14 protein-coding genes and 4 tRNA genes are annotated in these 13,715 nt (G+C 45.9%); 3 read left to right on the top strand and 15 right to left on the bottom strand.

What is annotated here, in order from left to right:
- Positions 1–194 precede the first annotated feature (194 nt).
- From rplL to mnmD, 15 genes are all read right to left on the bottom strand, one after another.
- Entirely contained in the window at positions 195–578 is a 384-nt protein-coding gene (gene rplL, locus GO755_RS36520) for a 50S ribosomal protein L7/L12 (protein WP_142775445.1), read from the bottom strand.
- Positions 579–636: 58 nt separating this feature from the next.
- Positions 637–1,170, bottom strand: a complete 534-nt coding sequence (rplJ, locus tag GO755_RS36515) for a 50S ribosomal protein L10 (protein WP_157590382.1) — start codon at positions 1,168–1,170, stop codon at positions 637–639.
- A 3-nt stretch (positions 1,171–1,173) separates the two neighbouring features.
- Complete coding sequence (gene rplA, locus GO755_RS36510; protein ID WP_157590381.1) at positions 1,174–1,872, bottom strand: 50S ribosomal protein L1; 699 nt, start codon at positions 1,870–1,872, stop codon at positions 1,174–1,176.
- A 26-nt stretch (positions 1,873–1,898) separates the two neighbouring features.
- Complete coding sequence (gene rplK / locus GO755_RS36505; protein WP_111344336.1) at positions 1,899–2,342, bottom strand: 50S ribosomal protein L11; 444 nt, start codon at positions 2,340–2,342, stop codon at positions 1,899–1,901.
- Between the two features lie 168 nt (positions 2,343–2,510).
- Positions 2,511–3,071 carry a transcription termination/antitermination protein NusG gene (nusG, locus tag GO755_RS36500; RefSeq protein ID WP_157590380.1) on the bottom strand — a complete coding sequence of 187 codons (561 nt, stop codon included), beginning with the start codon at positions 3,069–3,071 and terminating at the stop codon, positions 2,511–2,513.
- Between the two features lie 15 nt (positions 3,072–3,086).
- Complete coding sequence (gene secE / locus GO755_RS36495; protein WP_012928967.1) at positions 3,087–3,278, bottom strand: preprotein translocase subunit SecE; 192 nt, start codon at positions 3,276–3,278, stop codon at positions 3,087–3,089.
- Between the two features lie 17 nt (positions 3,279–3,295).
- A tRNA-Trp gene (locus GO755_RS36490) sits at positions 3,296–3,366 on the bottom strand.
- Positions 3,367–3,479: 113 nt separating this feature from the next.
- Positions 3,480–4,667 carry an elongation factor Tu gene (gene tuf / locus GO755_RS36485; RefSeq protein ID WP_157590379.1) on the bottom strand — a complete coding sequence of 396 codons (1,188 nt, stop codon included), beginning with the start codon at positions 4,665–4,667 and terminating at the stop codon, positions 3,480–3,482.
- Positions 4,668–4,841: 174 nt separating this feature from the next.
- A tRNA-Thr gene (locus tag GO755_RS36480) sits at positions 4,842–4,913 on the bottom strand.
- A gap of 60 nt (positions 4,914–4,973) precedes the next feature.
- Positions 4,974–5,046, bottom strand: a tRNA-Gly gene (locus GO755_RS36475).
- 80 nt (positions 5,047–5,126) lie between these two features.
- Positions 5,127–5,212, bottom strand: a tRNA-Tyr gene (locus tag GO755_RS36470).
- 118 nt (positions 5,213–5,330) lie between these two features.
- Complete coding sequence (locus tag GO755_RS36465) at positions 5,331–5,873, bottom strand: hypothetical protein (protein ID WP_157590378.1); 543 nt, start codon at positions 5,871–5,873, stop codon at positions 5,331–5,333.
- A 163-nt stretch (positions 5,874–6,036) separates the two neighbouring features.
- A complete protein-coding gene (locus tag GO755_RS36460; RefSeq protein ID WP_157590377.1) occupies positions 6,037–8,058 on the bottom strand; it encodes a M13 family metallopeptidase in 2,022 nt (673 codons plus the stop codon).
- Positions 8,059–8,186: 128 nt separating this feature from the next.
- The gene (locus GO755_RS36455) at positions 8,187–8,777 is read right to left on the bottom strand and encodes a thioredoxin family protein (protein WP_157590376.1); all 591 of its coding nucleotides are present in this window, start codon (positions 8,775–8,777) and stop codon (positions 8,187–8,189) included.
- A gap of 124 nt (positions 8,778–8,901) precedes the next feature.
- Positions 8,902–9,573: a tRNA (5-methylaminomethyl-2-thiouridine)(34)-methyltransferase MnmD gene (mnmD, locus tag GO755_RS36450; protein ID WP_157590375.1), complete on the bottom strand. Its 672-nt coding sequence runs from the start codon at positions 9,571–9,573 to the stop codon at positions 8,902–8,904.
- A gap of 103 nt (positions 9,574–9,676) precedes the next feature.
- Here mnmD and GO755_RS36445 point away from each other — a divergent pair, with 103 nt between their 5' ends.
- The 3 genes from GO755_RS36445 (at position 9,677) to GO755_RS36435 (ending at position 13,699) form a co-directional block, all read left to right on the top strand.
- Positions 9,677–10,150, top strand: coding sequence for a DUF4293 domain-containing protein (locus GO755_RS36445; RefSeq protein WP_157590374.1), 474 nt, complete (start codon positions 9,677–9,679; stop codon positions 10,148–10,150).
- A 139-nt stretch (positions 10,151–10,289) separates the two neighbouring features.
- On the top strand, positions 10,290–12,797 hold the full coding sequence (locus GO755_RS36440) for a zinc-dependent metalloprotease (RefSeq protein WP_157590373.1): 2,508 nt from the start codon (positions 10,290–10,292) through the stop codon (positions 12,795–12,797).
- 272 nt (positions 12,798–13,069) lie between these two features.
- Positions 13,070–13,699, top strand: a complete 630-nt coding sequence (locus GO755_RS36435; RefSeq protein ID WP_157590372.1) for a TetR/AcrR family transcriptional regulator — start codon at positions 13,070–13,072, stop codon at positions 13,697–13,699.
- Positions 13,700–13,715: the final 16 nt, after the last annotated feature.

The following is a 13,715-nucleotide window of genomic DNA, read 5'->3' as shown; positions in this document are numbered from 1 at the left end:
TGCCACGGCACTCGAACTAAGCGGTATTCAGGCTCCAGGTGTCACCCAACCCAAGGAGCGTAAATAATTAACATATTGCAATAAAAATAAGTTTGTCTTTTGCAATAGCTTAGACAAAAAGTCTCCAAACAGGAAAAGACCAGACGTTGGTCTGGCCTCCCCTGCCTGGAGCGATATGCGAGAGAGCTATCTGCTTACTTAACTTCTACTTCAGCACCAGCTTCTTCAAGTTGTTTCCGCAGTGCTTCAGCTTCGTCTTTAGCAACGCCTTCTTTCACTGGCTTTGGAGCTGTGTCAACCAATTCTTTGGCTTCTTTCAAACCCAGACCAGTAAGGTCTTTTACTAATTTCACGACAGCTAGTTTAGCAGCACCAGCCGACTTCAGAATTACGTCGAACGATGTTTTCTCAGCTACAGCTGGAGCAGCATCACCTGCGCCTGCACCACCGGCTACCATTACTGGAGCAGCAGCAGCTGGTTCGATGCCATACTCATCCTTCAGGATGGTAGCTAGCTCGTTAACTTCTTTAACTGTCAGGCTTACAAGCTGCTCCGCGAACGCTTTCAAATCTGCCATTGTAGTATTTTCTTAATTTGATTGTGATACAATATTGAAAAACTTGGTGTCGGAAAAATTAAGCTGCTTCCTCGCGCTCCGACAGCGTTTTGAGGATACCGGCCAATTTGTTGCCACCACTTTGCAACGCCGATATGACGTTTTTCGCAGGTGATTGCAGCAGACCGATGATTTCGCCAATCAATTCTTCTCTGCTCTTCAAGGCGATGAGCGTGTCGAGTTGGTCAGCACCAATAAATAGGCTATAATCAATTGAAGCAGCCTTCAATTGCAGCTTATCGTTCGTTTTACGGAACTCCTTAATAAGCTGCGCCGGTGCTTTGCCATTTTCGGGGTGAAACATCACCGCTGATTGACCATGCAGCACCGTCTCGTTGAACGGCGTATAATCCGTATCAAGGGGTTCGAGTGCTTTTTTGATGAATGAATTCTTCACCACTTTATACTCGATGCCCCGTTCAAAACACATCCGACGGAGAGTGTTGGTTTCAGCAACCGTCATGCCATTGGCTTCCGTGATGTAGAAGAAGGGAATGGACTGGAACTTACCAGCTAATTCCTCAATAATTGCTCCTTTGTCCTCGCGCTTCATGGCTTAAATACCGGCTACTGTGCCTTTATCAATCGTTACTCCTGGACTCATCGTGCTCGACAGGTTGATCGTTTTTACATACGTTCCTTTAGCCGACGAAGGCTTCAGACGTAATAATGTAGAAATGATTTCCTGCGCGTTTTCAGCCAGTTTTTCTGGCGTAAACGATACTTTACCAATACTGGTGTGAATAGCGCCTTGCTTATCGACTTTGAAGTCGATTTTACCGGCTTTCACCTCGCGAACTGCTTTTGCTACATCAGGAGTTACCGTACCTGATTTAGGGTTTGGCATCAAACCCCGTGGTCCCAGCACTTTACCCAACCGACCAACTTTAGCCATAACGCTCGGCATCGTGATAATCACGTCAACGTCCGTCCAGCCTTGTTCGATCTTCTGGATGTAATCGTCCAGACCCACGAAATCTGCACCTGCTTCTTTCGCTTCGTTCTCCTTGTCCGGGGTGCAAAGCACCAGTACGCGCACCGTTTTACCTGTACCATGAGGCAACGTAGCAACGCCACGAACCATCTGGTCAGCTTTACGCGGATCAACGCCTAACCGAACATCAATATCGACGGAAGCATCAAACTTCGTGTACGAAATTTGCTTCAGAATCTCAGCAGCCTGTTGGAGTGAGTATTCTTTGGCAGCGTCGTACTTCGACTGGGCTTCCTTTTGTTTTTTCGTTAACTTAGCCATTTCTGTGTTTGCTTCGGCAAGTCTGTTTAGTTCTCGAATGGCGCTGTGCCCGTCACCGTGATTCCCATACTGCGGGCCGTACCGGCCACCTGCTTCATTGCCGACTCGATCGTGAATGCATTCAGATCGGGCATCTTCGTTTCCGCGATTGTCCGAACCTGATCCCACGTAACTGAGCCGACTTTTTTGCGGTTTGGTTGAGCAGAGCCGCCTTTCAGCTTAGCTGCTTCCATCAGCAGAATTGGTGCGGGCGGAGTTTTGATGACGAAATCAAAGGACTTATCCTTGTAATACGTAATCAAAACCGGCAATACCGTACCCATTTTATCCTGCGTCCGGCCATTGAACTGCTTACAGAATTCCATGATATTTAAACCCTTGGAACCTAGCGCCGGACCGATCGGAGGTGAGGGGTTGGCTTGCCCGCCTTTGACTTGCAGCTTAACGTAGCCACCTACTTCTTTTGCCATTTTGGTAATTGAGTTACGACCGCACGGGCGGCCCCGCTTCTGCTCTGGTTTCCTATTGGTTCGTCACATAACCAATCCGCACACCATTTGCAGTTAATCAACTTGTTTTGGCCGGCCATCCTCTGAGGGAAGCATAGGATGCCAGACCACGGAGAACTAGTCTTACGATTAGCTTTCCTTTTCTACTTGTGCGTAACTGAGTTCTACCGGAGTGTTCCGGCCAAATATTTTTACAACGACGTTCAATTTCTTCCTGTCGTCGAATACTTCTTCTACGGTGCCGATGAAGTTGGCAAATGGGCCATCCACAACTTTTACGTTTTCACCTTTCAGGTAACCAACTGTTGGCGCTGCAACTTCCTGCGCTTCTTCGTCAACTTTACCTAAAATGCGATTTACTTCAGCTTGGCGAAGGGGAACAGGAACTTTCGACGTCGTCCCTACCTGGGAGTTACCCAGGAAACCTAACACACCCGGCATATTCAAAATCATGTCGAGGGCTCGGTTATTACCCAGGTCGGCTGAAATAAGAATGTACCCAGGGAAAAATGACTTCTCCCGAACGCGTTTCTTACCGTTACGCATTTCGTACACCTTTTCCGCTGGAATTAATACCTGCGGAATCACTTCGTCCAACTTCTGCCGGATAATCTCATTGTCAAGGTAGGATTTGATTTTCTTTTCCTGACCCGACACCGCCCGAATGACGTACCATTGTATGCCGCTCATGTTTCGTAAGCCAGTTTAGAAAGACTGATAAAATGCGTTCAGTCCGTTCTCGAACACTAAATCAATTAACCCGACCAATAGCGCAAAAATCAGCGAAGCTACCAGTACCAGCGTTGAACTGGATTGCAGATCGCTGAATTTAGGCCAAGTCACGTTATGCTGAACTTCCTCCCAGGAGGCTTTCAGAAACGATATAAACTTGTCCATTCGATGTAAAGGATTTGCACGGGTGGAGAGATTCGAACTCCCATCAACGGTTTTGGAGACCGCTATTCTACCCTTGAACTACACCCGTTTAAAAAAATCCATATCAGCGTGCTTCTGAAACGGACTGCAAAAGTACGAATTAATATCAAAAAAACAAGTGCATCTCCGGTAAGAAATGCACTTGTTTTAAGATACTTACAATTAGTCGAGGATTTCTGTTACCTGACCAGCTCCTACAGTACGGCCACCTTCGCGAATAGCGAAACGAAGACCTTTTTCCATAGCGATTTTATTGATCAGCGTTACATCAATCGTAATGTTATCACCTGGCATTACCATCTCAACACCAGCAGGTAGTGAAATTTCACCTGTTACATCAGTGGTACGGAAGTAGAACTGAGGGCGATACTTGTTGAAGAATGGAGTATGACGACCACCTTCTTCTTTCGACAGTACATAAACCTCAGCCTTGAACTTCGAGTGTGGTTTTACTGAACCTGGTTTGCAAATAACCATACCACGACGGATATCGGTTTTTTCAATACCACGGAGTAGAAGACCTACGTTGTCACCGGCTTCACCACGGTCCAGAATTTTCCGGAACATTTCAACACCCGTTACAACTGATTTCAGGTTTTCAGCACCCATACCAAGGATTTCAACTTGTTCGCCTGAGTTGATGATTCCACGCTCAATACGACCTGTAGCAACTGTACCACGACCTGTGATCGAGAATACGTCTTCTACTGGCATAAGGAATGGAAGATCTGTCATACGAGGAGGCAGAGGGATAAAATCATCTACACTCTGCATCAGCTCTTCAATAGTAGCAACCCATTTCGCGTCGCCGTTCAGACCACCAAGAGCCGAACCTTGAATAACTGGGATGTTATCACCGTCGAAGCTATAGAAGCTCAATAGCTCGCGAATTTCCATCTCAACGAGTTCGAGCAGCTCAGGATCGTCGACCATATCCACTTTATTCATGAATACAACGAGCTGAGGCACGCCTACCTGACGAGCAAGCAGGATGTGCTCACGAGTTTGGGGCATTGGTCCGTCAGTAGCAGCTACCACAAGGATAGCACCGTCCATTTGAGCAGCACCAGTCACCATGTTTTTCACATAGTCAGCGTGGCCTGGGCAGTCAACGTGGGCGTAGTGACGGTTCGCAGTTGCGTACTCAACGTGCGATGTATTGATGGTGATACCACGCTCTTTTTCTTCGGGAGCGTTGTCGATCGAGGAAAAGTCCCGTACTGCTGCTAGACCCTTTTCGGCCAGCACTTTCGTAATGGCAGCCGTAAGCGTCGTTTTACCGTGGTCAACGTGACCAATCGTACCGATGTTAACGTGCGGTTTCGAGCGGTCAAAATTCTCTTTTGCCATGTTTTTAAAACGCTATTGTGAACTGTTTTTTTGTTATTGAATGAATTCGCTGAATATAAATTAAACCCAGCGAAATCATCCCGTTTTGAGGGCTGATACCAATTGGGCTTAACACCGATAAGCGTCGGACGGCCGAAGCCGACCCATCAAAAAAGACTTCATTATGAAGCCTTGAGCCGTTACGGGGACTTGAACCCCGGACCTCTTCCTTACCAAGGAAGTGCTCTACCGCTGAGCTATAACGGCTTACTAGTAAAAGCCATTAGTCGATAGCAAGCAATGTTTGTTATCGACCATGTACCATTGAGCGGAAGACGGGTCTCGAACCCGCAACCTATAGCTTGGAAGGCTATCGCTCTACCAATTGAGCTACTTCCGCGAAAAGAAGTTATAAAATTCGAAAGACATAAGTTATTGAACGATATAACTATAAGACTATGAAACTTTATAACTCATTTTTGGTGGGGAGTGGAGGATTCGAACCTCCGAAGGCGTACGCCAGCAGATTTACAGTCTGATCCATTTGGCCACTCTGGAAACTCCCCAAAAAGCACTGTTAAAGAACATTTCCTACCCCGCTTCCGGTTTTGGAGTTGCAAAATTACACGTTTTTATGGTGTTGTCAACAGTAGCTTTAAAAATAATTTTTGGAAGCCTATTAAGTTACCTCAGTAGGTCCGTTAACTGCTTGCCATTGGGGTAAGAAATTTCAGTAATACGCCACCGACCAGCCAGTTGCTGCATGTCAATTTTGATCTCTTCAGGCTTGCCTTTGTTTTCAAAGGTTACATATACGATTGCCCGTGTACCTCCTATGATAGCGGGTAGAACCCAGGTCTTTTTGATAGCCGCATCGGGTGCGTTGAAGAGTAAATTCAGTTTGGTTCGGTTTATTTTGCCGCTTGGTTTCTGTGCATCATTCCAGACTAGATCGCCAAGTGGCTTTGTGAAAAATTGGTCTATTAAAGAGCGATCTTTCTTTTCCCGGAATGGATTTTCTTTGGTATTATGCTCAAAGTAAAGTGCTCTAATTAAGCGATCTGCGGCTGAGCGGGGTGTATCGGGACCGGGCCGTTTCGTCAATGCAGTAGCACTGTCTTCGATTGCTGTGGCTGAGGGTGATGTTGTCGCTGTTTCCTGTTTTGGTTTGGTCTGACATGATGTGATCATGTATGCCGAAATGAGTAAAAGGTAAGCCGTTTTCATAATAGGAAAGAGAGTTGTTGGGATTTAACGAATTGGCAAATTAACTACCTGTGTGTGCTGGCCAGACAGACCGAAAGTTAAGCAAAGTATTACGTCCATTTTTATGGATAAAAGCCGCACTCAACTAAATGGATGCGGCTTTTTACTGATACTGAATTTTATTCTACCAAACTCTTATTCGTTGGTCTTTAGGTTTAAATAATTTATCGCCAGGCTGAATGTTAAACGCCTGATACCAAGCATCGATATTTGACAATGGTCCATTAACCCGATATATATCCGGTGCATGCGGGTCGGTTAAAATACGTTGTGCTGTTGATTCGGGAAGTTGGTTGCTGCGCCATACCTGCGCCCAAGATAGAAAGAAGCGCTGGTCGGGCGTAAAACCATCGATCAGACTTTTCTTACCACTCGATTTACCTTGTGCCGTTTTTTTGAAGGCATCGTAGGCAATGGCTAACCCACCCAGATCGGCAAGATTTTCACCAAGCGTTAACTGCCCATTAACTTTTATAGAATCCAGGACCTTAAACCCAAAAAACTGATCTCGTACTTTGTCAGCCCGCTCTTTGAACTTTGCGGCATCATCTTTAGTCCACCAGTCACGCAGGGTACCATCAGCATCGTATTGTCGGCCAGAATCATCGAAACCGTGCGTCATTTCATGCCCGATAACGGCACCAATTCCACCATAATTCACGGCATCATCTGCATCAAAGTCGAAGAAAGGAAACTGCAGAATGGCTGCTGGAAACGATATATCGTTATTGACCGGGCTATATTGTGCGTTTACGGTCGGTGGTGTCATACCCCATTCTGTACGATCAACGGGTTTTCCCAAGCGATTAATCATGTGGTTATACGACCACTTACCCGCCGACTTTATATTTCCGTAGAAATCGTTCCGGTCAATAATTACCCCCTCATAATTTTTCCATTTGTCGGGATACCCAATTTTACGTTTGAAGGCTAATAGTTTGGTAAGGGCTTTTTTCTTAGTGTCTTCAGTCATCCAGTCAAGGTTTTTGATATGATCCTGAAAGGATGCTTCAAGGTTATTAACTAGTGCCAGCATTCGCTGCTTGGCTTCAGGTTTAAAGTATTTTTCTACATAAAGTTGTCCTAACAGATCGCTTAGTGTTCCATCAATCAGACCACTTACCCGTTGCCAGCGGGGTGTCTGCTCTTTCTGGCCTGACAAGACCTTCGAGAAGGCAAAGTTTTGTTTAACGAATGCGTCGCTAAGGTAAGGAGCTGCCCCCTTGATAATGTTCCAACGCATGTACGTTCGCCAATCTTCGACAGGAGTAGTCGCTACTAAACTATCTAATGAGCGAAAGAATGCCGGACTTTGCACCAGAACCGTATCCTGCCCTTTGGCACCGTATTTTGCTAATTGATCTGCCCAGTTGATACCTGGAGTTAGTTTGATGAAATTGGTGACGGACAGCTTGTTATACGTCTTGTATGGATCACGCATTTCGACACGAGGCATCTGAGCTTTTGCCAGAGCTGTTTCAACACGCATAATAACGTCGGCGTCCTGCGATGCCTGAGTTGGTTCTTCGCCAATCAGAGTAAATAGTTGAGTTAGGTTATCGATGTAGGCATCACGAATTTTCTGGCTACGAGCATCGCTTTTTAGGTAGTAATCACGGTCGGGGAGAGTAGTGCCTCCCTGGCTAAATTGAGGCAGGTATTTATTGACATTCTTTCGGTCTGTTACTACCCCAAAACCGAATAACATCCCATTACTTTGTGTACGTTGATAGGCGAGTTCATCGAAGAAGGTGGCTTTATTATTAACTTTGTCAACCCGCGCAAGATCAGCCTTAATGGGGTCGAAACCACGTTTTTCAATGGTAGCACTATCCATGCCGCTTACATAGTAATCACCTACCATCTGATATAAACGGCCCCTTGTGGTAGTTTTAGCGGCATCTTCTAGCAGCGATTTCATTGCATCCAGACTTTTCTCCCGTAATTCGTTGAAACTTCCCCAAGAGGTTTTAGAGGCCGGGACAGCGTTTTTACGAAGCCAGTTTCCGTTGGCATACTGGTAGAAATTATCGCCCGGTTTCACGGATAAATCCATGTTTTGAGGATCGATGAATTTAGGCGGACCAGCCGCCATAAAACCGATAGCTAGAGTCACTGAAAAAAGAAAAGCCACGCGTTTTGTCATGTCTGCGCCAATTAGAGTTGATGAGAGACTACAAAAATACATAACGCGGGTGGCAATCCGCACCTGAAAACAACTACAAGGTAGTTTTGTCAAGTGCGGATTACCACCCGCGTTATATCTAAAAACGTTTATTTGCTGGCTGTCAGCGCAGCCTGGAATTCTTTATACGTACTAATTTTATATTGGTCGAAGGGCTCTTTCTGATGGTAGTTTTTGCCAAAATACGTGATAATCTGGTGGAATGTACGTGGCTCCAGATAACCAGCTATGGGTTGAATCAGGTTGAATTTCTCGTCTAAAAATACCGTTGTCGGATAGCTCATCTGATTCTTCAATAATGCAGCAGCTAACTCATGAACACCTCGGCTCCCTCCGCTTACGTATTTGAAGGTTTGATTTCCCAGCGTTACGTCGGCAGTTTGTTCAGCGTTGAATCGAACAGGGTAATAGTTTTCATTGACATAATCAACAATGCCTGGTTTTGAGAAGGTTTCCCGGTCCATTACTTTACACCAGCCACACCAGTCGGTATATACATCGACCACAAATTTCTTGGGCTTCTTTTGGGTGAGCGCATAGGCTTGCTCAATAGTTAGCCAGTTGATATGCTTACGTTCGTCAGTGGGTTTGCCGATAGGCCGCTCGGTAGGCAACGTTGTTCGAAAAGCGCTGATCGTCAGCAGAACGAAGGCAGCAAAGAAGAGAAACAGACGGTTCATACAAGTGATGTTGTTTTAACTACTAACGTTCGGTGGTTTATAAAATTAGCAAAATCATGGCTTTTTACATGTAAAGCCGCAAAGAAATACGTACAGAACGCAACATTTCTAGTAGTTAAACGGCTCAGCCCATTTTCAGAGCTCTTAGAATATCACGTTTATGTGGCGGGCCAGGGTGTTTTTCGACTGATAGACCAGCCGCCCGCATATTTCGCTGTACATAACTCTTTGAGCAGTAGGTGGTCAACATGCCACCAGGTAACAATAAATGGGCCAGTTGGGTAAAGATCTCTGGCTCCCAAAGTTCAGGTTGGGCCGTAGGGGCGAAAGCATCATAATAAATCAAGTGAAATCGCTCGTTTGTTTGCCAATCCTGTAGTTTACTTTCCTGTTTTGTTAGCGTAAACCAAGGGGTAATCTCAACGGGTAGATTCCAGGGACACTCATGCAACTTAAGCAAGTAATCAGTTGCCAGCAGGTCGTCAAAGTTTAGTTGCTTTGCGTCTTCTACCGCCATAGGATTGGCGTCAATCGCCGTATAAATCACTTTTCTTTGGAAGGAATTAGCTTCGCGGGCAGTTAAAAGGGCGTTTAGTCCCGTTCCGAACCCCATTTCAAAAACACATAGTTCTTCGGTCGGAAATTTTTCAAACGCAGCTAGTAAACCTAGTTCGATATAAACCCGTTGCGATTCCTGAAAGGCTCCATGAACCGAATGGTATGTTTTATCGAGCGTCTGGTTAATGGCTGTATGCGAACCATCAGCAGTTACCATCAGACGTACGTCTGCTTTCATAAGCTATCAGTTTTTGGGCTACTTTTGTAACTGATTAAATGTGGATTAAATCAGTATCCTGATCCAGTATACATTAGTCAGTGTACATTATACATTACAAACAATGATTCAACGCATTCAGACAGTATTTTTGTTTCTTATTGCCGTCGCAATGGGTATTGCGCTCTCTAATCCAATTTGGGAAAAAGCTGGGTTAAAGTCGCCAGAGATGGCTCATTTGACAGCGCTTCAATACACACACCAGGAAGGAATTACGACATATGCTGATACGATTTGGTATTTGGCTCTGTTAATTGCTTTAGTAGGCTTAGTTTCACTCTATGCCATCTTTCAATATCGTAACCGCCTTACACAAACAGCTTTATGTGCTGTGAATGCGCTGATGCTCACGGCCATTATGGGTATTATACTCTATCGGACGCTTTACTTGGGCAAAGCCTATGGCAATCCAGCCGATCAAGGTACCTTTCTGTTCGGCTTTTACGCTATTATTGCTGCGCTCGTTTTCAATGCATTAGCGAACCGATTCATCCGCCGGGACGAAAAACTGGTGCGCGGGTCTGACCGAATTCGATAGTTTTACAAGTGAAGAATGAAAAGTGAAGAATGTAGAATAGTCTGCGTTAGCTTATTCTACACTCTTCACTTTTCATTCTTCACTTCTATTAAACGTTTTTGCCGTAACTTGAGCAGCAACTACAACCTCTGCTCAAAAAATGCGAAAACGCTTATTTACACTTCTTTACTTACTAACAGCTACACGCTTACTGGTTGCCCAAGCCCCCACTGGTGCAAGTTCATCTGCCAGCATTGCTACGTTTACAACTGGTATGGAGCGAAACCCCGGTTTTCTGACGTATTACTGGGATGCTAAAAAAGGCAAAATCTGGCTCGAAATCGACAAATTCGATACTGAACTTTTATTCTACCCGACGCTGGCACAGGGTGTTGGTTCCAATGATATTGGACTTGACCGGGGTCGTTTAGGTCAGGAGCACATTGTGAAATTCCAACGTAGTGGGAATAAAGTTCTAATGATTGAACCCAACTATTCCTACCGGGCTATCAGTAATGATCCGCTCGAACGTCGGGCCGTTGAAGAATCATTTGCCAAATCTGTTCATGCTGGCTTCGACGTTGTTGCGGAGGAAGGGGACGGTCCGACGGGTCGGAAAGTTTTGGTTGATCTCACTCCATTTCTGATGCAGGATTTGGTTGGGGCAGTCCAAGCTATTACACGTACACGACAAGGAGCCTATAAGTTTGACCCTGCACGTAGCGCAATGTATCTGCCTCGTACGAAGGGCTTTCCACAAAATACAGAGTTCGAGACGATTATTACGCTGACGGGCGATAATCCAGGTGCTTATTTACGTGAAGTTGTGCCAACTCCTACGGCTGTTACGATTCACCAGCATTATTCATTTGTGCAATTGCCCGACGCTGGCTACAAACCCCGTGTGTTCGATCCGCGTATTGGTTATGGCGGTATTGAGTATTTTGATTATGCGACGCCCGTTAGCCAGCCCATTATGAAACGCTACATTTCGCGGCATCGACTAGAGAAAAAAGATCCGTCGGCGGCTGTGAGTGAAGCCGTTAAACCCATCATTTATTACATAGATCCCGGCACGCCAGAACCGATTCGGTCGGCGCTGATGGATGGTACGGCCTGGTGGAATCAGGCATTTGAAGCGGCTGGTTATAAAGATGCGTTTCAAGTTAAACTGCTTCCGGCTGATGCCGACCCGATGGACATTCGTTATAATCTGGTGCAATGGGTTCACCGGTCTACGCGTGGCTGGTCGTATGGCGGGAGCATTAGTGATCCACGTACGGGCGAGATTATTAAGGGGAAGGTTACGCTTGGTTCCTTGCGGGTTCGGCAGGATTATCTGATTGCGCAGGGATTAGTTGGAGATTATAGCGGTGTAACATCTTCGACTGGCGATGCGATGATGCAAATGTCGATTGAACGGTTGCGACAACTGGCTGCGCATGAAGTTGGTCATACACTTGGTTTGCCGCACAACTATATCGCCAGTACACAAGGCGGAGGTATGTTTGGACGGGCGTCTGTTATGGATTATCCGACTATGGTGGCCAAAATAAAAGGTGCCAGCATTGATCTATCAGATGCCTATGCGAAAAACATTGGTGAGTACGACAAATGGAGTATTCGCTATGGATACGAGCAGTTTCCGGCTGGTACGGATGAAAAACAGGCGTTGGACAAGATTGTGAACGATATGCACAAGACGGGGCTGACGTTTTTGACCGATAAAGATGCTCGACCCGAAGGTTCCGTCCACCCAGCTACGCACTTATGGGATAATGGCTCTAATGCCGTTGATGAGTTGAAACGCGTATCGGATGTTCGTCGGATGGCGCTAAGTAGTTTCTCCGAGAAGAAAATTCCGGTTGGTACGCCAATGGCAACGCTCGAAGAAGTGCTGGTACCTATGTATATGTTCCATCGCTATCAGGTAGAAGCAGCGTCGAAAGTAGTGGGCGGGCAACTCTACACTAATGCACTTCGGGGAGATGGCCAACCTGTTGTATCGACCGTTCCGGTTCAGGAGCAAAAACGGGCGTTGGATGCTTTGCTGGCTACAATCGATCCGGCTTTCCTAGCAGTTCCCAAACCTATCCTGGCTCTCATTCCGCCACACCCATTCCGCTATGATCCTAATCCTCGGGAGGTGTTCAAGCGCCGTACGGGCTTATCGTTCGATCCAATGGCAGCGCCCGAGGCTGCGGCTGGCATGACACTTCAGATGCTGATGAATAGCGAACGTGTTAGTCGGTTGGTTGCACAATCGGCTGTTGATCCTGCTCAGCTGAGCCTTGAATCGATGTTTGATCAACTGTTGGGAGCTACCTGGTATAAAGCAGAGCCAACGGATAGTTATCAGGCCGAAGTAAAACGGTTGACCGACAAATTGGTCCTGCAAAAATTGATTGATCTGGCTAATAATCTGGAAGGCACCCCGCAGGTTCGGGCAGTGGCTTTGCTAAAAATTAGCCAACTAAAAACGAAACTTGCTGCCCCAGTAACAAACCCAAAAGGAGCTGCTCACCGTTTATTCGCGCTTGATCAGATTCGGCGGGCTGATGGTAACGTTGCCGACGTCAAGCCAACAAATCCCCAAACACCACCCGACGGAATGCCAATCGACACGGGTCAGGATTGGTTGGCACCAGCCTGCGACTGGGAGTTTTAAGTGTCTTGGATGAGCGTGAGCTCAGGTTCTTAAACCTGACCCGCGAGGTTTCTCGAAACCTCTCAGTATCGGTTTGAAGAAACCGACACCACTGGTGTTACTGGAGTGAATTGTTAATAAATAGTACTTTGTAAAGAAAGGCCATTACGTCTTAATGATGTAATGGCCTTTTATCTTTTAAAATCAACCGTTTATACAATTTTTAAATAAAATCGAATTTGACGAAACAAATAAAATCTATCTTTGTTAGATAATTTGAAAGTCGTTAGATAATGAGCGTTATAGATCGTAGAACTCGACAGAAAGCTGAAATCAGGCAACGCATTCTGGATGCAGCCCGACAGATAGCCCGTGAGAAAGACTGGAATGCCGTGACCATTCGGAGTATAGCCGAAGCCATCGACTACACGCCCCCGATTGTGTATGAACACTTCCAGAATAAAGAGGATGTCCTTCTAAACATCGTAAAAGAAGGACATGTTGAAAATCGGCGTGTGTTTGATGAGATTCTGGCCATGGAGCTAAGTGCCGAGGAGAAGATTGTTCGGCTGTCGATGGTGCAATGGACATTCGCCAATGAAAAACCCGAAATATTTCGACTAATGCATAATCCGGAACGAATGGAGCAGCAGCGGGATATGATGCGTGAGGGGATGGAGGATGCCAAACAGAAAATTGAAGGCTTATTCCGGGAGGTTAGTCCAGATACAGAAAATATGGGCGAACTGATTTTTAACTGGTTTTGCCTGATGCAGGGCTATATCAATCTCATTACAAACATTCGACCAGAGCAGGGAGCCAAGATGCTTGAAAACGTACAGGACCCTAAAATGGTCGCTCTTTTTAAAGATCCCACCAACTTATTCGAGCGCGCTATTCGCCGATTCATAAAAAGCCTATAAATCCATTTTGACTTCA

The sequence above is a fragment of the Spirosoma arboris genome (genome assembly GCF_009754945.1).
GTDB classification, from domain to species: domain Bacteria; phylum Bacteroidota; class Bacteroidia; order Cytophagales; family Spirosomataceae; genus Spirosoma; species Spirosoma arboris.
This window is presented reverse-complemented; position numbering and strand designations above follow the sequence as displayed.